Here is a 20,703-nt window from a genome sequence, read left to right as displayed (position 1 = left end):
AAATGTGGTATCTTCAGACAGATGTACTTTTAAGACTTTTTATAGCCTGCGGTGCAATGATACTGATTTCAGGACTTTCAAGGCTGATTTTCAAAAAAGATTTCGGACCTAAAGTTCTTGTATTTGCAAGTATAGCAGTTATAGCATATGTTTCGTGGCAGCTTGCCATAGCGATTGTATGCTATACACTTATAACATTTATTTTCGCACGAATACTGAAACCGCTGAAAAAAACACGGCGGTTTTTCTTCGTACTGTTCAGTATTTTGTGTACAGTGCCGTTTTTCTACGGACGAATGACGGAGTTTTTTCCGCAACTTCCTGTAATAATTACATTTGTGGGAATAGCGTATCATATGCTAAAAGCGGTTGACGTTATGTACTTCGTGTACTATACGGATATGGATATTCCGTTTTTGACGTATGTGAATTATATGTTGTTTTTCCCGACGTTTACGGCAGGCCCGATTTTCAGATACAGAGATTTTCAAAAGGTATATAATAAACCCGTACCGCTAACGACAGACAGATTTATAACTTGCGTAAAGCGATTTATAAAGGGTATGTTTAAGAAAATGGTTGTACTTTATTTTGTAAGTACATTCTTTAACTTCCTTGTCGCAAGCGAAAAACATTGGTATGTAAGCCTTGCGATAGTGGTTTTCAGCTATCTGTTCCTGTTCTTCGACTTGTCGGGTTACAGCGATATGGCGATAGCCGTAGGCTCGGTTATGGGATATACAGTGCCCGAAAACTTCAGAAAGCCTTGGGCGGCGGCGTCATTTACGCAGTTCTGGCGTAACTGGCACATAACTCTTTCCGATTGGGTCAGAGAACATATTTTTGTTGTATTAAACGGTAAAAAACTCGGAAAACTTGCTTCAGCCGGAATGGGCTTTCTTGTAATGTACGTTATGGAAATGTGGCACGGTTTTACTTGGGTGTACGTTATCGGCGGTATTTATAACGGCTTGTGTCTTGGTCTTGAAAACCTTTTGGGACTTACAAAGGCGGAAAAACGTAAGATGAAAAAGCCTGTCTATATTGCAAGATGTATTATAGTAAATATGCTTTTTGCATTTAATACATTGATGTTTACCGTAACACCTGCACAGTTTTTTGAGATACTTAAAGGATTTATAAGAATATGAAAAAGATTGTAACAATAATTGCGATTGTACTTGCAATAGCGGTCGGTGATTTGGCACTGACTTATAACAATTTCATAGTGAACAGTGATTATTTTGTGAAAAACGATTTTGAAATAACGCAGTATAAACACCCCGAAAAAGTTTGGGATAAGGTGTTTTTCGGAAACAGCGTTGTTATTTCGGCATATATGGAGGACAAGAGCAGTAAAGGATATGTCAATCTCGGTCTTGACTACGGTGTTGTTACCGACTTGTGGGAAATGATTGAGAAGAAGCATATAAATATCGGCTCTGAACTTGTTATCGGACTGAATTATTTAACGTTGTATGATGAGTTTGAAACCAATCCGACATATATATGGCATAAAAAGTTGTATGAGCCGTATGCGTATTTTGAGCGTGACAGATTTTATCCTATGATAACAGACGGCTTTGATAAGCTGTTAAACGGCGAAAGTCCTTTGCCGTATAAATATCTTCCGCAGGAAAAGCATATTTATCATGGCGCAATGTCGGATAAAATGCTTGAAAAGACTATGGAAAATTATCAAGACGAATTTTTCAATCTTCCGACGGAGAAGTTTTCAAAGAATGTGGCCGCACTTGAGAAGATTATAAATTACTGTAATGATAATAATATAAGGGTTAGGGCGGTTTGGATGCCGTGGAATACGAAACTTGAACAGCCTGAATTGTTGGGTGAAGTCAAGGCTATGGCAAACGAAGTATTTGATAAGTATAACGTGGAAGTGCTTGATATGGAAACTGCTTTGTCACCCGAATGTTTTTACGATACGGGACATTTGAATTATGACGTGGGTTCAGCTATCTTCACTCAAATGATAGATGAATGGTTGTAGAAAAATCGCCCACAGCACTACTTTTTGCTTGGGCTGGTCGCAGACTGATAGTCTGCTGCTCGCCCATGCAACCGGGGGCAGTACATATGTACAGCACCGCAAGTTGGCTGTGAACAATTTTTGGAAGGATCTTTATATGAAACAAAAATTAAAAACAATAGGAACATTTTTAATATACCTTGCAATGTTCATTTTAATATGTATATTCTTTACCGGTCACGGTACATTTATATATGAGGCATTTTAAAAGGAGAAAGTTTATGAAAAAACTTATACCAATATTTCTTGCAGTGCTTTGTCTTACGGCGTGCGGAAATGAACAGGTAAAAAATCCCGATACATTGTCTACAGCGGTAATTTCGTCCTCGGACAGTGTTACGGCAAAAAACACTTTAAACAGTTTAAATGAATCAACCGTTGCAACATTGACCGCCGATAAAATCGACGCGTCAAACATCGGTGATTTGTCGGATTATGATGTTTTGTACATTGATAAAAGCGTTGTTGAAACAGGCGGTTTTAATGCAAGTGCAGTTGAGGAATATGTATCAAACGGCGGAAGTGTTTTCCTTGACAATGATGTGTATAACGTATTTGATAAGGAATTTATCGGTGCGGAGGACTTTGTAACGATTGATTCTTGTCCGGTTGATATGATTTATCCCGAGAACAGCGATAAAGGAATAAAGAAAATTCAGTCGCTTTTGTCTGATTTTTCGATGTTGTACAGAAATTATGCCGATTATAATGATGTGCTTGTAAATCAAAATTACGGAGTCGGCGTTGTTCCGTCAACAGCGGAATGTATTGCGTCAAAGGATAATGTGGGAATTTATACGGTAAATCAGTACGGAAACGGTTATGTGTTCTTCACCAATCCGCTTTTACCGAATTCATTTTCCGTAAACAATCTTTCTCCCGATGATACCGGCGAATACCTTTCAGCAACAACGGTCGGTGCAAATAAATTGCTCAGAGATTATTTTGCGGAATTTGTTTCGCTTAAAAATTACGGATATGCCGTTGAACACGTTTTGGGCAGCTTTGCAAAGCCTGTTGCCTCGTGGGAGCTTCACTATGAGGATATTACGGGTATAGATAACGGCTCGGCGGAAATTTTTGAGGAAATGTGTGAAAGATACGGTCAAGTACCGTCATTCACGCTTGCAAGAAATCCGTATATTTGGTTCAGACGTGCCGAAAGTGTGACGTATGCACTGAATAATAACGGTCAATTTGCAATGGATCCGTATGAAAATGCGTATTCATCGGGAACGCACTTTGTAACCGCAAAGGAATGGCTGTCACTTGATTATGACGATAACACAATCAGCTATTTTGAGGACAGCCACGATTATATAAAACGTGCTTATCCGTGTCCGACGGACTTTAACGGTGACGGCAAGATGGACTTGATTTGCGGAAGTGCAGACGGAAAACTGTACTATTTCGAGGGTACGGGAATGAAATCGAATTACGAACTTGACGTTGCGACTATGTTTACCGATATGGACGGAAATCAAATTTCGGTCGGTGCATATTCATCACCTACAACTGCCGATATTGATAATGACGGTGTTGATGAAATAATTACAGGTGATGAAAACGGAAGTATCCATTGCTTTAAAAGATCTGACGGTATGGTGCTTGACGATCAAGGCATCATTCTTGAAACAGGACTTACCGACGCAATGCCGTCAATCGGTGATTTGAACGGTGACGGCGTGCTTGATATGGCGGTCGGCTCACGAAACGGCGAAATGAGAATATATTACGGCGATATGGGTGAGTACAGTGTTTTGTTTAATGCTTACGAAACCGTTGATACAGGTCAAAGTTGGTGTTCGCCTTGTATAGCCGACGCAGACGGTGACGGCGTGAATGAGCTTTACGCAGGTACGTTTGAGGGATATATCGCGAAGTTTGAAAATAATGTTTTTAACGGTTATATTGAAGGCAATGAAAGCAATTATAAGGGTAATAATAATCTGAAATTCGGTGCGAACAGTGTACCGCGATTTTATGATATTGACGGTGACGGCAACAAAGATTTGGTTGTCGGCTCACTTGAATACGGTATGGCTGTTCCTATAGACAGCGATTATTTTCCGTATCGTGAAAAATTGCAGAAACAGCTTGACGGTTTTAAGGACAGAGGAATCTATGTCGGTGTACACGCACTTTCAAATGAATATGCCGACAGTACGCATGACCAAAGGGAGCTTGAATATCAAAAAAATGCGTTTGAGTCATACGGACTTCCATGGACAGGAAGCGGTGTAAATCAGCATACATGGAGAACAAGTAAAATCGGTTATGACACGCATTTTGATAATATGAGCGGTTATGACGGAACATACAAGAGTCAGTTTGATGCGGGACTTTATTGGAACAGCGGTTCGCAGACTCCGAACAGTATCGCCGTACCGGAAGTAAGCGCGGAAAATTCAATTCTTGTTCCGTTCTATCTCGATAACGGTCAGCTTATGCTTCAACCGTCAAATACACCGAACGGAAATAGCGAATTTTCGGCGATTTCCGCAAAGTATGAAGTGCCTATTCTTTTCTACAATCACTGCGATTACGTTTACCGTGAGCAGGACAGCGAGGAGGAGAAGATTAAAAAGGTTGATACGCTTGTAGATGATTACGGCTATAATTTCGTACAGGAAAATCAGCTTGCAAAGATGACTGCGGCGGCATATAACAACAGGGTCAGTGCAAAGTGGGATAATGATACTTTGTATTTGTCGGCGGCGGCAAAAAACGAGGATATTCCGCTGTATGATAAGAATTATCAAAATTCTACCGGTGTAAAAGTGATTTTTGCCGACGGTGTTACGGTTGATGAATTTAATATAGACGCAAGTGTTGCATATAAAAAAGATAACTGCATTTATGCGTCACTTGATAAGGGCGTAAAGATTTCAAAGAACGGTGAAAATAAAGATATAAATATCACTTCGGTGAATGTACCTGCAAAAATTTCAAAGAATGATAAGGGTGCAACGATTAAATTCTGTGACGGCGGTATGATGACGGTTGAAGTTGCCGGTAATGCGCGTACAACGTCAAAAGGCTGGGAAACAACTCAACAAGAGGGTAAAACACTGTTTAGAAAATACGGAAAAGCAGAAACTTTGAAAATAACAAAATAAAAAAGTGCCGAAAGGCACTTTTTTTTAGTTTAAGACAAAACCGTTATGGTTTTGTCTACTTTGTTCTTGGGAGTTTGAGGTCGTATCGGAAAGACATCCAACGCTCGAAGAGCGGTTTTGCCGTAGGCAAAACTACTGAAAAAAACCTCAATAAAAATCATTTCTGGCGACCTGCGCGGCAGAAATGACTTAAAATCTAAAGTTTCGACTTTGGAGGAACTTTATGATTTTTTCTATAACAATACTCAAAAATTACATCGTACGATGTGATTTTTGGAGCTGTCGACATTTTGTCGACAGGCTCTTTTATTACTGTCCCCAAACATTTCTTAAATGCTCGGCGTACATATCTTGCATTTCTTTAATTTCGCCAAGTCCTGTAAGGTCACACTCGACATTGAAACCGTTATTTTCAAATTCTTCTTTCCATTCGACAGCCATATCATTTTTCGCGTGGTCGCCGCATACAAGCATAAACGGGAGTAGTGTTACATTCTTTATATCGGTTTTAATTGCGTGGGAGATGACTGTTTCAAGGTCGGGAAAGCCCTCAACAGTACCGACAAATACGTTGTTCATATCGGCATTTTTAAAGTGATAATCAAGGGCAGGGTAGGCGGCATTCGCAAAATGGTCGCTGCCGTGTCCCATAAAAACGTAAAGTCTGTTTTTGTCGGTAAGTCTGTGTTTGAAAATATCAACAATGTTGTAATAGTCACTCGTTTCGGTAACAAGCGGACGAGAAATTCTGATTTTCATTTTGTCGTTAAATTTCTCAATCATTCTGCAAGCTTTGTCGTATTCAATACCGCACATAATGTGAGTAGGGACACAAAAAATATCTGTGTAACCGCTTTTATATAATTTTTCAAGTGCTTTATCTACAGTATCAATTTCTATTCCGTCACGTTCACGGAGCTTTTTAATAATCATACCGCTTGTAAATGCACGGAAAACATCTGTTTTAAATTCATATTTAAGCTTTTTTTCGACAGCACCGATTGTTTTTTCAAGCGTATCGCGGTGGCTTGTGCCAAAGCTTATGACAAGTATTGCAGTTTTCATATTTTCTCCTTTATTTTCTGTTCATATAATTCTAAACTTTCTTTTGCAATTTCAAGCATTTCATCTGAAACCATAAAATTTAATATTTCTTTTTTAGTGTCCCTGCTTTCGCTTATTAAAATACTTCTGTATTTCTCTATTATAGGTAAAATGCTTGCGTAAAATTCTAAATCGTTTGATTTAATTTGTCTGATTTTTTTCGCAAGTGCCGGTGATTTGCCGTTTGTCGAAACAGAAATCGTTATGTCATCGTAGTTTTTTGATGACGGTAATATAAAATCGGAATGCTCTGTGTCATCAGATAGGGTCACTAAAATATTGTGTTTTTTTGCGTCATTGTAAATCGTTTGATTTACTTCTTTGTTGTCTGTTGCGGCTATGACAAGAAAAGAATTTTCTATGTCACTTGAAGAATATTCTTTTTCAAGTCGTTTGACGTTTGGAAATCCGTCTTTAAAAACAGGACTTACTGCGGTTATGTCTGCACCATATTTTAAAAGCGTTTTAACCTTTCTTTCCGCAACATTTCCACCGCCTGCAACGGTACATTTTCTTCCGCGTATATTCAGCATTATCGGAAACATCAGTTTTCCTCCAACCACTTTGCAGCCTCGACCGCGTAGTAGGTTATAAGCATTTTTGCACCGGCACGTTTCATTGCGGTAAGGCTTTCAAGGACGATTGACTTTTCGTCAATCCAACCGTTTTGTGCGGCGGCTTTAATCATTGAGTATTCACCGCTTACATGATATATTGCAAGAGGGACACTAAAAGTATCGCTGACCGTTTTTGCGATGTCAAGATACGGCATACCGGGTTTCACCATGATTATGTCCGCACCTTCGTCAATGTCAAGCTGTGTTTCGATAATTGCCTCTTTTTTATTTCTGAAATCCATTTGATAACTTTTTCTGTCCCCAAATGACGGAGCACTGTCAGCTGCATCGCGGAACGGTCCGTAAAATGATGATGAATATTTGACGCTGTATGCCATTATAAGTACGTTCTCAAAGCGGTTTTCGTCAAGTGCCTGACGTATTGCGCCTACTCGTCCGTCCATCATATCCGACGGTGCAACAATATCCGCACCTGCTTTTGCACAAGCCACCGACGCTTTTGCTAAAAGCGGTAAAGTCTTGTCGTTGACGATACAGTCGTGTTCGATAACACCGCAGTGACCGTGCGAAGTGTACTCGCAAAGACAAATATCGGCAATTACGATTAAATCGGGATACAGTTCTTTTGTAAGGCGGATTGCACGTTGAACAATGCCAAATTCATTGTATGCCTCACTGCCGAATTCATCTTTTGTTTTCGGAATACCAAAGTAAAGCACCGCACCGACACCTGCCGAAACCACTTCGTCAAGTGCGGACGGCAGGTCGGTAAGCGAGTATCGCTTGATGTTCGGCATTGACGGAATATCTTCTGTTTCGCCGTCAATTATGAACATCGGATATATTAAGTCTGTTTTGTCAATCGAAGTTTCGTGTACAAGGTCGCGAATTTGTTTTGTCACACGAAGTCGTCTTGGTCGTCTGATCATTTAGTGTCCCTCCTGATACAGTCGATAATGCTTTCTGCGGTTGCATTGTCGGCTGTTTTATAAATTTTAAGCCCGCATTTTTCGGCGGATTTTGTTGTTTCGTTTCCTATTGAAATCAGCTTTACATTTGACGTGTCTGCCATTTCGGAAAATGCCTTTGCGGCAGAACCGCTTGATAATATAACATAGTCAGTATCGTTTAGACATAAATTTAAAAGTTCCTGTTTTGAGTTGTCGGTTTCTGTTCTGTAAAGGTGCATATCGGTGAAATTAATATTATTTTCACTTAAAATATTCAGTATGGTGCTTGCACCGTTTTCGGCTCGAATTAAAAGAATATTGTCGTTTTTACTGCACTTTTCGCACATTAGGCGAGCAAGCTCAAGTCCCGAATGAATTTGAGGAACCATGTCGGCATATATGCCGTAACTTGCAAGTGCGTCGGCTGTTTTTTTGCCGACAACAGCGAATTTAGTGTCCCTTAAAGTGCGTATATCGGTTTTTGATTTTTGTAAATATTCAAAAAATATTTTAACACCGTTTGCACTTGTAAATACTATATGTGAAAAGTGTGCTATATCCGCTTTTGAAAACAAGTCGAAATTAATCGGAACTGTTTTGATTAAAGAAAGCTCCGTTATGTCAAAATCGGTCGCCGCATTTTTTATGCTTTTGTTCATTAACGGTGTTGCGGTTGTGAGTATTTTTGTATTTTTTTGTTTAAACCAATCTTGCTTTAAATTCACCACATCACCGACAAGAATTATCGCCGGAGAAGTCATTTGTTTTGCCAATGCAGATAAATTATTTAGTGTCCCCGTAACACATTTTTGACGCGGCGTTGTGCCGCTTGAAATTACGGCAACAGGTGTATTTTCCGATTTACCGTTTTCAATAAGCTTATTGCTTATATTTTCGGCAGACGAAAGCCCCATAAGAAAAACAAGCGTTCCGCTGAGTTTTGCAAGCGCACTGTAATTAACCGTTTCATTTCCGACTTTTTCGTGACCTGTTATAACGTGAAACGAAGTTGCAACTCCGCGGTGAGTGACTGGAATACCGCAATATTCGGCGGCACTGTAACAAGAAGAAATACCGGGTACAATTTCGTAGTCAATATTATTTTCGATTAGTGCGATAATTTCTTCACCTCCGCGACCAAAAATAAACGGATCGCCGCCTTTCAGACGTACAACATTTCCGAAACGGCTGTGTTCAACAAGGGTTTTGTTGATTTCCTCCTGTACCATGTGATGATTGCCTGCGATTTTTCCGGCATAAATCAATTTACAGTCGTTTTTTGCATAGCTCAATAAAGTCGGATTTGCAAGGTGGTCGTAAATTATGACATCCGCTTTTTTTATACATTCAAGACCTTTCTGCGTAATTAATCTGCTGTCACCGGGTCCTGCACCTACAAGATATACCATTTGATTTACTCCTTAATTTTATCAAGCGTTATTTCAGCCATTTTTTTGCCGAGTAATATCGGATCGTTTCCGAACATTTCAAGATAAATTTCTTTGTCGTTTTCTTTGAAAAACGTACACATTTTAATTTCTTTACCGTTAAATTCAGCCGACGCACCGCACGGTGCATGACAGCCACCGCCTGTGTACTGCAAAAATGCACGTTCGCATTTTAATTCGGTCATTGCGACTTTATCATTTATCGCCTGTGCGTATTTATCGGCTTTGCCGACGGCAGTTTCAATGGCAAGAATTCCCTGACCTGCGGCGCATATGAAATTATCGCCGAGATTTTCGATTTTAACGTCGGAAACGGCAAGACGGTTTATTGCGGCACGAGCCATAATGACCGCATCGTATTCACCGTTTTTGACTTTTTCAAGACGAGTGCCGATATTACCTCTGATTGGTTTAAAAACAACGTTCGGGAACAGTTTTTCAGCCTGTGACTGGCGTCTTGCACTGCCTGTACCGATTATTTTTATATCGGATAATTTAGTGTCCCCAAAATGAACAAGCACATCACTTCTGTCGTCGCGAAGAAGTGCGGCACTTATCGTAAGACCATCGCAAATTTCTGTCGGCATATCTTTTGCACTATGCACCGCCATATCTATTTCACCGCTTAAAAGTGCGGTTTCGATTTCTTTTATAAAAACACCTTTTCCGCCGAAACTTTGGAGCGACTTATCAAGCTGACGGTCACCCTTTGTTGAAATGCCGGCAATTTCAAAAGTGTCGTTTGGAAAATGCTCTTTCAATTTTTTGATTACAGCCTCTGTTTGTTTGATTGCAAGCTGGCTTTTTCTTGAGCCGATTTTTATTATACTCACGTTAATTTCTCCCTAAGCAAAATAATAAATTCACTGAATTTTGCATAATTGTTGTCTGATTTCAGATTATATATTTTATGGCGAAAAGTGTTCTTTTCGCTCTCGTTTTCAATTTTATTCTCTGCCGATTTGAATAATGTTTCGCTTTCGGAAAAAAGTTTCCATATACGAAATTCATCAATATATTTTTGAAGAATTTTTTCGGCTTTCATAATTTCCTGTTGTTTAATTCTGTTGTTGTTGTCCACGATTTCGGTTAAATCGTCAATATTTTTGTAAACTGTGTATTCATCCTCACATATCTCAATGTCACGAGGTACTGCAAGGTCGATAAAAACTCGCTTTTTACAAGTCTTTATTGCCTTTTTTGTTCTGCTTTTTTCAAGTACGATATGCGGACTGGACGTGGCACTGATTACGGCGTCATACATATCAAGATTATCATAACGCTTGTCGTAATCAACGGTAATCGCACCGTCAATGTGGTTTATAATGCCGTCATGCGTACGCGAAGTGGCATAAATATTTACACCGTCAAGGGACAGTAAATCTTTAAGAACGATAGAGCCTGTTTTTCCGCTTGCACCGATAATTAATATGTTTTTGCTATTTAGTGTCCCCAAAATATTTTGACACTGTTTTATTGCAATGGTTGCCGCGGAAACAGGAGTTTTCGATAAAAGCGTTTCCGTTTTAACTTTTTTTGCACCCGTTACGGAAATACGGAAAAGAGTGTTGAGATATTTTCCGCAGCACAAATGTTCTTTTGCAAATTCGTGCGCGTCTTTAACCTGACCTAAAATCTGATCCTCACCGAGAATCATTGATTTAAGCCCCGACGCGGTAAGTGCAAGATGACGCGAACAATCGTCGCCCTCATATATGCTTATGTACTTTTTAACAAATTCGTCGGTTAGGGACACTAAACAGTCAATGAATTTATCTTTCATATTATACCCCGCAAGATAAAATTCACAACGGTTGCAAGTGGACAAAAGCACACATTCTTCAGCGATATTCTGTTTTATATACTTTAAAATTTCAGCCTGTTTTTTCTTTGTAAAAGATACTTTCTCACGAATTGATATTGGAGTATTTTCGTGGCTGATACTCACTGCAAGCAGTTCCATTATCCCATAACCTTTCTGATTATTTTCTTACAATAACGGTTGTAAAATAACCGTATGATTTGCCTTTTTGTATTTTTTCGATAATTTCGTTTTCCATACCGATACAGCTTGAAACGATTGCGTTGTTTTCAAGTCCGTACTTTTTTAAAATGTCGTATATTACATCTGTATCGTTGCCCGATTTCATAATCACAACCGTATCAAAATCGGCAATATATTTTTCAAGTAAATTTGATTTAAGCGAGGGAATAATCGCAACCGATTCGTTTCCCTCGCAAAGACTTATCTGTGCCTTGTCCGCAGCGGCACAAAATGAAGTTATACCGGGTATAATTTCAAGTTCAAAGCCTGCATTTTTCACTGCGTTGTGAACGTATGTGCAGGTACTGTAAACCGAAACGTCACCGAGAGTAACCATTGCAACATCCTTTCCGTCTTTTAAAGCCGATATAATTTTTTCGGCTGAATTTCTGCGGGACTCCTCTCTGATTTTAGTGTCCCCACTCATACGAAATTCGAGTTCTGAAATTTCTTTTTTATCCGTATCAAATTCCTTGCGGATTATTTCAAGTGCAGTTGATTTTTCTTCGTATTTTTTAACGGGAACGGCGATTATATCAGCCTGTTCCAATGCACGAAGCGCACCGAGAGTTATATATGAACCGTCACCTGCACCGACTCCGACGGAATAGAATTTTGCCATAGTTATTTACCCCTTATAAGATTTAAAATTTCTTCTCTTGCTTTGCCGATAGTGGCTTTTGAGAAGTCTACATTAAGTTTATCACATTTATTCAAAATTTCAAGTAGATGTGCAATTCTCGGCAATCTTAAATTATGTTCACGCAAAAGCGTCGGATTTGAGAATACTTCTTCGGGAGTACCGTCTGTAAGTAACTTACCGTGATTTATAACGTAAACATAGTCCGAATAAATCGGCACAACGTCAATATCATGCGTTGACATTATAATTGTCGTACCCTCATTTTCGCATATGTCGCGAAGAAGGTGCATAAGCTCACTTACGCCCATTGGGTCAAGACCTGCCGTCGGCTCGTCAAGAATGATTACCTCCGGCGACATAACAAGTATGCCGGCTATTGCGGCACGTTTTTTCTGACCGAAACTTAATGCATGGGTAGGTTTGTCTTTTAAATCAAAAATACCTGTGCGTTTAAGTGCATTTTCGGTAAGACGAACAACTTCGTCCTGCGGTAATTTCAAATTCATTGCACCGAAAGACACATCTTGAAAAACAGACGCGGAAAAAAGCTGGTCGTCGGGGTCTTGAAAAACTATTCCGACACTTTTTCTTAATTCTCTGATTTCCTTTTTTGAATAACCTATCGGTTTACCCATAAATTTTACTGTCCCCGAATGCGGTTTTAAAATTCCGTTCATATTCAGAAACAATGTTGATTTGCCTGCTCCGTTTGCACCAAGAATTGTTGTGATTTTCCCTTTTTCAAAGCCAATGCTCAAATCCGAAAGAGCAAAATGGCTTTCATCATATTTATATGAAAGGTTTTCTGTTTCGATAATATTCATCAAATTCCCGCCTTTCTTGAAAATATCGCAATCGCTGTTGTAATTACGACAAATATAACCGCAAATACGTTAAATTTGACCGAATGATTAATCTTCGGCATAATAACGTTGATTTCGCCGTCATAACCGCGTGACTCCATAGCGGTATACGTTTTTTCGGCTTGATTAAAGGAACGTATAAAAAGGTTTGACGCAAGCTGTGCCGTTGAGTGGTAGCTTACACGAAGATTGCTGTACCCCAAACGTGCGTCTTGAGCGGTGTGTATTCTGTGCGATACGTCAAACAGCACAAAAATGTATCTGTAAATCAGTTCCGCAATTTCGATTATAAAATTCGGTATAATGCTTTTTCTGAGCAAAGTGAATAAATCGACCATAGGCGTGGTAAGTGAAAGAAAATACATACAGCTTACCGCACCGAAACACTTAATCATAACGCGAACAGCCGATAAAAGACTTGTATGGCTCACGCCGAAATAAGTATTGCCGAAATGCAGTGAAAAAAGCATATCGCCTGAATTTTGACCGATTGAAATTGCTATTGCGGCCGCACCCATAATAATAAAAACTATCGGGACAGTCATAAGATGAAATACGTTTTTATACGATGTTTTTCCTATAAAAATAATAAGAAACAGCATAGTAAGCGCAGTAAATACGCTTACCAAAAAGCTGTTTGCCCATATGCAGATAACAAGCACCGACATTGAAAACAGAAGTTTTGCAATAGGTGCAATATTTCTGAGTTTTGAATTATATGCTAATTTATCAATTATCATTTTTCTTTTTAGCTGTTACTCTGCCAAGTACAAAGCCGACAATACCGGCGCCCACTCCTGCCTGAAGACAGAAGAAAAGTGACTCGATTTCACCTGACGGCGGCTCCCAGAACGGCTCAAACCATGGCTCGTAACTTTCGTCCAATTCACTTATGGCGTCTGATGCTTGGTCGTCAGAACCGCCAAATTCGTGACCGCCCATAAACAGTAGCGGTACGGCAATTATAAGAACAAGTATAACTGCTAATATTGTATTTTTAACCCAAAGTTTCATTAATATATACCCCCTTATATAACATTAAGCTGCTTAAGTTCGTTTGTACAGTTCTTAGCCAATACATTGAATATCATAACAGACAGAATACCCTCTGCAATGGCAATCGGAACTTGTGTAACCGCGAAGATTCCCATAAACTTTACAAGTGACGCAAAGAAGTTTTGGTCAGGGAATGCAAGCGCAAGCTGGCATGATGTTACCACATAAGTGAATATATCACCTATTGTTGCGGCAAGAAATACTGCAAGACCTTTCGGTGCGTTAAGCTTTTGGCAAAGCTTGTATATACCGAATGAAACGAACGGTCCGGCAATCGCCATTGAAAATGTGTTTGCACCAAGTGTTGTAAGTCCGCCGTGTGCAAGAAGAAGTGCCTGGAACAAAAGCACGATTATACCGAGTAAAGACATAATCGACGGTCCGAAAAGAATTGCACCGAGTCCTGTACCTGTCGGATGTGAACAACTTCCTGTAACTGAAGGGATTTTTAGCGATGAAAGAATGAAAACGAAAGCTCCTGCAAGTGCAAGAAGTATTTTTGTTTTGTTGTTCTTCTTTGCTTGTTTTTGCATACTGATACCGCCTGCGATAAGGAACGGTATACATACAACTCCCCATATAATACAGTAGTTCGGAGGAAGATAACCCTCCATAATGTGCATTGCGAATGCGTTTGTCATAGGAATGACAAGCAGTAGTGAAAGCATTGCCACCAATAGTTTTGTTTTCCTGTTTGCTAAAGACATAAATTTTTCTCCTTTTCTTCTTATGAAATATGTTTTAGCACACAAGTGACCACTTAAATCAGTTATGAAACTTTTTGGGAGTGTAGAAAACTTGTGATTTTCACATACCAAAAAAAGCCGTAGGGATTGGGTAAATCCTATGGCTTAAAATCTGAATGATTCCGCCATTGACCCATCGTTCGTAGGCACAAATGCGCTCGATTTTCGGCAGGCGATCCGACTGTACGGTAGCGTGACTGTGAGGGAATTTCACCCTGCTTCTCCTTTTGAAAACAAAAATAAATAAATATTTGTTTACCGAAAACGGATATATTGTACATCTCATCAGATTTCAAGAAATTAGTTCGGATTTTGCGAAAATGAACTCGTCGGCGTACGTTTGTACGTTAGAGTTTATTTTCACAAAAAGTGCATAGGTAAGCCGTAGGCTTGCCTATCATTTACTGTGTTTATCAATTTATGAAATATAATAATTATTTTGCACGTTCCGGACAATTTATTGGAATCTGAAATATATCTTGTCTATTTTAACACTATTATATCGAAAAATCAAGGGAATTGACAATAAATTAAGTAGGGTGTATAATTTTTTTATCTGTTTAGAAAAGGAATGATATATTGTGGATACATCAAAAAGCAAAACAGCCTTTGACGAGGCTAAAAAATATATACCCGGCGGAGTTAATTCGCCTGTAAGAGCGTTTAAGAATGTCGGAACTTATCCGCTTTTTATAGAATGTGCAAACGGAAGTAAGATATATGATATTGACGGAAACGAATATATAGATTATGTCGGCTCATGGGGACCTATGTTTTTGGGACACTGTAAGGAAATCGTTTTGGAGGCGGTTAAGGAGGCTTGCGATAAAGGTATGTCTTTCGGTGCACCTTGCCTTGCCGAAACGGAGCTTGCAAAGAGAATTTGTTCGCTTGTTCCTTGTGTAGATGTTGTGAGAATGGTTAATTCGGGTACGGAGGCAACTATGTCTGCGATACGTCTGGCAAGAGGTTACACAGGCAGAAATATAATAGTAAAGTTTGAGGGCTGTTATCACGGACACAGTGACTCGCTCCTTATAAAAGCCGGTTCGGGTGCGGCAACTTTCGGAAGTGCGTCATCGGCAGGCGTGCCTGAAGATTTTGCAAAATACACGCTTGTTTTACCGTACAATGATATTGACGCAATAGAGGACGCATTTGAAAAAATGGGTAATGAAATTGCCGGAGTTATAATTGAGCCTGTAGCAGGAAATATGGGTGTTGTACCGCCTAAAGACGGATATTTGCAGAAAATTCGCGAGATAACGAAAAAGTACGGAAGCGTGTTTATTGTGGACGAGGTTATGACGGGATTTAGATTATCTGCGTCGGGTGCAATAGGCAGATTTGGTTTGGACGCAGATATTGTCACATTCGGAAAAATTATCGGCGGCGGTATGCCTGTCGGCGCATACGGCGGTAAACGTGAGATTATGGAATTTGTTTCGCCGACAGGTCCTGTTTATCAAGCAGGTACATTGTCGGGTAATCCGCTTGCAATGGCGGCGGGTAACGCACAGATTAAATATTTGCAGGAAAACCCCTATATATATGAAGAAATTGAACAAAAGGGTGCATATCTTGAGGGTGAATTTAAAAAGTCGGCTGAAAAATATGGCGTGAATGTTCGTGTAAACAGAGTAGGCTCAATGATGAGTGTATTCTTTACGGACAATGACGTAACAAATTTTGAAACCGCGTCAAAGTCGGACACCGAAAAATTCAAAGTATACTTTAACGAAATGCTTAAACAGGGTATTTATCTTGCACCGTCACAATTTGAGTCGCTGTTCTTGTCTGACGCACATACTAAGGCTGATTTGGAAAAGACAGCGGCGGCATTTGACAAGGTTATGGAAATATTGCGATGAATTATTACAGAGAATGTAGACTTTGTCCGAGAAACTGCGGTGTTGACAGAAACAGGACAGTCGGTGTATGCGGTCAGAGTGATAAGCTTTATGTGGCACGTGCCGCACTGCATATGTGGGAAGAACCGTGTATTTCAGGTGAGAGCGGTTCGGGAACGGTGTTCTTTTCGGGGTGTAATCTTGGGTGCGTGTATTGTCAGAACAGAGAAATATCTTCGGAGCATAAAGGCTTTGAAATAACATCGGACAGGTTGGCGGAAATATTTCTTGAACTTCAGAATAAAGGCGCAAACAATATAAATCTTGTAACACCAACTCATTATGTACCGCATATTATAAAGGCACTCGATACGGCAAAAGGACTTGATATTCCGATTGTGTATAACTGCGGCGGCTATGAAAGCGTTGATACACTGAAAATGCTTGACGGTTATATAGATATTTATTTGCCGGATTTTAAATATGCCGACAGCGTACTTGCAAAAAAGTATTCAAAAGCAGAGGATTATCCGATACACGTAAAAAGAGCGATAGATGAAATGGTAAGACAAGTCGGAGGTTGTGAATTTGACGAAAACGGTATGATGAAACGCGGAATAATCGTAAGACATCTTGTTTTGCCGTCATATACCGACAATTCAAAAAGAGTGATTGAATATCTGTATAACACATACGGTGATGATATTTATATGAGTATAATGAATCAGTACACACCTCTTGAAAGTGTTTTAAAATATCCCGAAATAAACAGAAAAGTTACGGAAAGCGAATATGACGAAGTGCTTGACTTTGCGGTTGAAATCGGTGTCGAAAATGCTTTTGTGCAGGAGGGCGGTACGGTTTCGGAAAGCTTTATTCCTTTATTTGACGGTGAAGGAGTAGTAAAAAAAGTAGACAAAACAAATATAAAATGATATAATAACAAATATGATTTTTGAACCTGTTTACAGGTTCGGATAATATATTGATGATTGGGGGCGGATTTATGGAAGATTTGTATGTAACGGTAACGGGCTTTGCGAATTATTATCATAAAAAGCCTTTTGCAATAGGAAACGTGCTTATCTGCGTAAAAGAGCCGTCAAACAAATATGATTCAGAGGCGATAACCGTAAAATTGCCGATTATCGGCAAGGTCGGATATATCGCAAACAGTCCGGCGAGTATTGCCGGCGGTACACTCAGTGCCGGAAGAATATACGATAAAGTCGAGGATAAGTTTTTTGTCCGAGTGATGTTTACGACTCAAAGTAAAGTGATTTGTAAGGTCGAAGAAAATTCGGACGGAATACTTGAAAAAGAAATACAAACACAAATTGAGGCGGCGGAAGAATGGCTAAACAAGTAGTAAACGATTTTTCAAAGGGAAGTATAATATCCAATATATTAAGACTTTCTATTCCGATGACGCTTGCACAGCTTATCAATGTACTTTACAGTATAGTAGACCGAATTTATATAGGAAGAATGGGCGAAAATTCGTCACTTGCATTGACAGGCGTCGGAGTTTGTCTGCCGATTATAACTATTGTAATTGCTTTCGCAAACCTTATCGGTATGGGCGGTGCACCGTTGTTTTCGATAAAACGCGGTGAGGGCAACGAAAAAGAGGCTGAGGCGATACTCGGCAACAGCGTGACACTGCTTGTAATATTCGGTTTGTGTCTTACGGTTGTCGGATTAATCGTAAAAAGACCGCTTTTGTATCTTTTGGGTGCAAGTGAAAATACGATTGAATATGCAAATTCATATATAACGATTTACCTTTTGGGTAACGTGTTTGTTATGATGAGTTTGGGACTTAATTCGTTCATAAATGCACAGGGCTTCGGTAAAACGGGTATGCTTACCGTCGTAATCGGAGCGGTGCTGAATATTATTTTAGACCCGATATTTATATATATAATGGGCGTACAGGGTGCGGCACTTGCGACAGTCTTGTCACAGCTTGCCGCATCGGTTTGGACGTTTAAATTTTTAACCGGCAAAAATACGATTATAAAAATAAAACTTTCCGCAATGCGCTGTCAGGCAAAACGTGTAAAGAAGATACTTGTTTTAGGGCTTTCGGGATTTACAATGTCAGTGACAAACAGCGCAGTACAGATTGCGTGTAACGTAAGTTTGCAGAATTACGGCTCAGACGTGTATGTCGGAGTTATGACTATAATCAATTCTATAAGAGAAGTTTTGCAAATGCCTGTAACAGGTTTGGGAAACGGCGCACAGCCGATAATCGGATTTAACTACGGTGCAGGTGAAAACGGACGGGTTAAAGAGGCGATACGGTATTTGGCGGCAATGCTTATTATATACAGTACAGTGGCATGGTTTATAATTTTGCTGATTCCGAAATTCCTTATAGGAATATTCACTGCCGATGCGGCACTTATAACTGCCGGTGTACCGTCATTGCATATATATTTTTTCGGATTTTTCCTTATGGCGTTTATGTTTACGGGACAGACGGTGTTTGTCGGAATAGGGAAAGCGAAGTTTGCGATATTCTTTTCTATATTGAGAAAGGGAATAGTGGTAATACCGCTTATACTTCTTCTTCCGATATGGTTCGGAGTAAACGGAGTATTTTTGGCAGAGCCGATTTCAAATTTGATAGGCGGTTTGGCGTGCTTTACAACAATGTATTTTGCGGTTTACAGAAAATTATAATTTGAGGTGCAGTTTTGAAAAAAAATAATTTGAAAAAAATAAATTTACAAAAGATTAAGAAAAAATTGGGAAATATATTTTCGTCAATCGGCTCAAAATTTAAGAAAATAAAACCGGTTGAATTCGGTGTCGGAGCGGTTATAATTGTTTTGTCGTGCGTGGTAATAGTACCGTCACTTGTGCAGTGCGTTATAAATCGTAATAAGGCAAAGTGCAGTACGCATATGAGCATAATGCTGAATATGCTTTCGGACGAGCTTACGGACGAAATGAAAACAGGCGAAACATATTGGCACGACCTTATCCAAAACGGAAATTATCAAAAATTGATTTCAAGCCTTAATGAAAAGACCGGATTAAGTAAAAAATATCCGTCGACAAATTATTATATCAGAACAGGTGAAGAAAAACTTGCGCTTATGTGTAAAAAGCATAAGGATATATCGGATAAAGAGATTAAGTTCGCGCTTATGAAAGACGTGTCGGTTGAAGTGGCGGAAAAACCGCAAATCGGCGAAAAAATCGCATATTTGACGGTAAGCGGACCTGATACGTATTATGAGGACGATATGCTTGACGAAAATAATCCGACTAAAATGGTGTTCATAGGCAGAGAAGTTGATAAGGTTATAAAGAACTTGACTGTAACGGCAGTATATGCAGGCGGTGCAAGGGAAGAACTTCCGAGAAGTAAGTATACCGTAACGGCGGATAAGCTTAATATGAAAAAATCGGGACAGACACATCTTACGGTTAAGTCAAACTCAAGTTCGCTTTGGGATAACAGCGCATATGCACAGTTTGTAATTGATGTTGTCGGAGATGATGACATTGCACCGCTTATAGTTGACAGCGGCACAAATGGAAGATTTGAACTTGCATCATGGGAATGGAATGACTTTGTAACCGAGGCGGCACAGGAGGACGGTAAAAAATCGTTCGGTGCGTCAATAATCAGATATAACGGCAATTATTATTATTATCCTGACGGTTTGACGATAGTAAATGACAATAAAAATAATAATATGTTCAAATTCGCACTTGATGTTGGCGATGAAACAAAACCGGCATATTATATCCAATTTGATACATCGTCGGTTGTGATAAACGATAATGACAGTAAAATCCATAACGGCAGCGTTAAGATTGAAAATGATTTAATCTATATTTGGCAGGAAAAGAGCAGTAAAGAACTTGACACCGGTTGGATAAGAGTGTATTGTGATTTGAAAAAGTATTAAAAGAAAAACAGACAAGTCTGAAAATGACTTGTCTGTTTTGACGTTATCGACATTTTTTGTTGATTTTACTTGAAATGTATAAGTAAATAGTATATAATGTCGAAGTCGGAGCAATCCGATAAAGGTAAGATTTGAAACAGTGTAAAAGCTGGGCGGTTATGCCATCATCTCCGAGAAAGGAGGTGACAGCTATGGATAATGAATACATAATTTGTTTTATGATAGTTCTGTTACTTTTAGTAATTTCCATAAAAAAATAACGCCCACTCAGCCATAAGTCAGCGTTATTTTTCATAAATAATACACTAATGGCATAACCG

At 39.3% G+C, this 20,703-nt stretch carries 19 protein-coding genes and 1 riboswitch; of the genes, 8 read left to right on the top strand and 11 right to left on the bottom strand.

Features of this window, described 5'->3' with window-relative positions:
- Positions 1 to 2 precede the first annotated feature (2 nt).
- The 3 genes from ACSAMO_RS07795 (at position 3) to ACSAMO_RS07785 (ending at position 5,169) form a co-directional block, all read left to right on the top strand.
- Positions 3 to 1,151 (top strand): MBOAT family O-acyltransferase, encoded by a 1,149-nt coding sequence (locus tag ACSAMO_RS07795; RefSeq protein WP_022229448.1) that lies wholly within the window; start codon positions 3 to 5, stop codon positions 1,149 to 1,151.
- Positions 1,148 to 2,011 (top strand): hypothetical protein, encoded by an 864-nt coding sequence (locus ACSAMO_RS07790; protein ID WP_117968346.1) that lies wholly within the window; start codon positions 1,148 to 1,150, stop codon positions 2,009 to 2,011. The genes ACSAMO_RS07795 and ACSAMO_RS07790 overlap by 4 nt, the downstream gene beginning before the upstream one ends.
- A 260-nt stretch (positions 2,012 to 2,271) precedes the next feature.
- Entirely contained in the window at positions 2,272 to 5,169 is a 2,898-nt protein-coding gene (locus tag ACSAMO_RS07785) for an FG-GAP repeat domain-containing protein (RefSeq protein ID WP_499209058.1), read from the top strand.
- A gap of 309 nt (positions 5,170 to 5,478) precedes the next feature.
- Here the strand turns inward: ACSAMO_RS07785 and ACSAMO_RS07780 are convergent, their stop codons facing one another.
- From ACSAMO_RS07780 to ACSAMO_RS07730, 11 genes are read right to left on the bottom strand one after another with little or no spacing between them, the layout of a single operon-like run.
- Complete coding sequence (locus tag ACSAMO_RS07780; protein ID WP_022229451.1) at positions 5,479 to 6,234, bottom strand: sirohydrochlorin cobaltochelatase; 756 nt, start codon at positions 6,232 to 6,234, stop codon at positions 5,479 to 5,481.
- Positions 6,231 to 6,818: a precorrin-2 dehydrogenase/sirohydrochlorin ferrochelatase family protein gene (locus tag ACSAMO_RS07775; RefSeq protein WP_499209057.1), complete on the bottom strand. Its 588-nt coding sequence runs from the start codon at positions 6,816 to 6,818 to the stop codon at positions 6,231 to 6,233. Before ACSAMO_RS07775 ends, ACSAMO_RS07780 begins: the two co-directional genes overlap by 4 nt.
- On the bottom strand, positions 6,818 to 7,780 hold the full coding sequence (gene hemB, locus ACSAMO_RS07770; protein ID WP_412577843.1) for a porphobilinogen synthase: 963 nt from the start codon (positions 7,778 to 7,780) through the stop codon (positions 6,818 to 6,820). The genes ACSAMO_RS07775 and hemB overlap by 1 nt, the downstream gene beginning before the upstream one ends.
- Positions 7,777 to 9,210: a uroporphyrinogen-III C-methyltransferase gene (gene cobA / locus ACSAMO_RS07765; protein WP_499209056.1), complete on the bottom strand. Its 1,434-nt coding sequence runs from the start codon at positions 9,208 to 9,210 to the stop codon at positions 7,777 to 7,779. The genes hemB and cobA overlap by 4 nt, the downstream gene beginning before the upstream one ends.
- 5 nt (positions 9,211 to 9,215) lie before the next feature.
- On the bottom strand, positions 9,216 to 10,082 hold the full coding sequence (gene hemC / locus ACSAMO_RS07760) for a hydroxymethylbilane synthase (protein ID WP_499209055.1): 867 nt from the start codon (positions 10,080 to 10,082) through the stop codon (positions 9,216 to 9,218).
- A complete protein-coding gene (gene hemA / locus ACSAMO_RS07755) occupies positions 10,079 to 11,212 on the bottom strand; it encodes a glutamyl-tRNA reductase (RefSeq protein ID WP_499209054.1) in 1,134 nt (377 codons plus the stop codon). Before hemA ends, hemC begins: the two co-directional genes overlap by 4 nt.
- Positions 11,213 to 11,231: 19 nt before the next feature.
- A complete protein-coding gene (cobI, locus tag ACSAMO_RS07750; protein ID WP_499209053.1) occupies positions 11,232 to 11,915 on the bottom strand; it encodes a precorrin-2 C(20)-methyltransferase in 684 nt (227 codons plus the stop codon).
- A 2-nt stretch (positions 11,916 to 11,917) separates the two neighbouring features.
- Positions 11,918 to 12,760: an ATP-binding cassette domain-containing protein gene (locus ACSAMO_RS07745; RefSeq protein ID WP_117968337.1), complete on the bottom strand. Its 843-nt coding sequence runs from the start codon at positions 12,758 to 12,760 to the stop codon at positions 11,918 to 11,920.
- A complete protein-coding gene (cbiQ, locus tag ACSAMO_RS07740) occupies positions 12,760 to 13,539 on the bottom strand; it encodes a cobalt ECF transporter T component CbiQ (protein WP_499209052.1) in 780 nt (259 codons plus the stop codon). The genes ACSAMO_RS07745 and cbiQ overlap by 1 nt, the downstream gene beginning before the upstream one ends.
- Positions 13,529 to 13,813 carry an energy-coupling factor ABC transporter substrate-binding protein gene (locus ACSAMO_RS07735; RefSeq protein ID WP_022229460.1) on the bottom strand — a complete coding sequence of 95 codons (285 nt, stop codon included), beginning with the start codon at positions 13,811 to 13,813 and terminating at the stop codon, positions 13,529 to 13,531. The genes cbiQ and ACSAMO_RS07735 overlap by 11 nt, the downstream gene beginning before the upstream one ends.
- Before the next feature lie 14 nt (positions 13,814 to 13,827).
- Entirely contained in the window at positions 13,828 to 14,562 is a 735-nt protein-coding gene (locus ACSAMO_RS07730) for an energy-coupling factor ABC transporter permease (protein WP_022229461.1), read from the bottom strand.
- Positions 14,563 to 14,763: 201 nt separating this feature from the next.
- A riboswitch (adenosylcobalamin-variant (AdoCbl-variant) riboswitch) is annotated at positions 14,764 to 14,841 on the bottom strand.
- Between the two features lie 341 nt (positions 14,842 to 15,182).
- Here ACSAMO_RS07730 and hemL point away from each other — a divergent pair.
- The 5 genes from hemL to ACSAMO_RS07705 all read left to right on the top strand — a co-directional run bounded on the left by hemL (position 15,183) and on the right by ACSAMO_RS07705 (position 20,383).
- Positions 15,183 to 16,472, top strand: coding sequence for a glutamate-1-semialdehyde 2,1-aminomutase (gene hemL, locus ACSAMO_RS07725; RefSeq protein ID WP_499209051.1), 1,290 nt, complete (start codon positions 15,183 to 15,185; stop codon positions 16,470 to 16,472).
- Positions 16,469 to 17,386 (top strand): radical SAM protein, encoded by a 918-nt coding sequence (locus tag ACSAMO_RS07720; protein WP_499209050.1) that lies wholly within the window; start codon positions 16,469 to 16,471, stop codon positions 17,384 to 17,386. The genes hemL and ACSAMO_RS07720 overlap by 4 nt, the downstream gene beginning before the upstream one ends.
- A gap of 71 nt (positions 17,387 to 17,457) precedes the next feature.
- Entirely contained in the window at positions 17,458 to 17,820 is a 363-nt protein-coding gene (locus ACSAMO_RS07715; protein ID WP_308455629.1) for an HIRAN domain-containing protein, read from the top strand.
- Entirely contained in the window at positions 17,805 to 19,142 is a 1,338-nt protein-coding gene (locus ACSAMO_RS07710; protein WP_308455630.1) for an MATE family efflux transporter, read from the top strand. Before ACSAMO_RS07715 ends, ACSAMO_RS07710 begins: the two co-directional genes overlap by 16 nt.
- A 14-nt stretch (positions 19,143 to 19,156) precedes the next feature.
- The gene (locus tag ACSAMO_RS07705; RefSeq protein ID WP_499209049.1) at positions 19,157 to 20,383 is read left to right on the top strand and encodes a hypothetical protein; all 1,227 of its coding nucleotides are present in this window, start codon (positions 19,157 to 19,159) and stop codon (positions 20,381 to 20,383) included.
- Positions 20,384 to 20,703 lie beyond the last annotated feature (320 nt).

This window comes from Ructibacterium sp. SJQ-7 (assembly GCF_054696575.1).
Note: the sequence above shows the minus strand (reverse complement) of the source record. Positions and strands in the feature narration are given on the sequence as shown.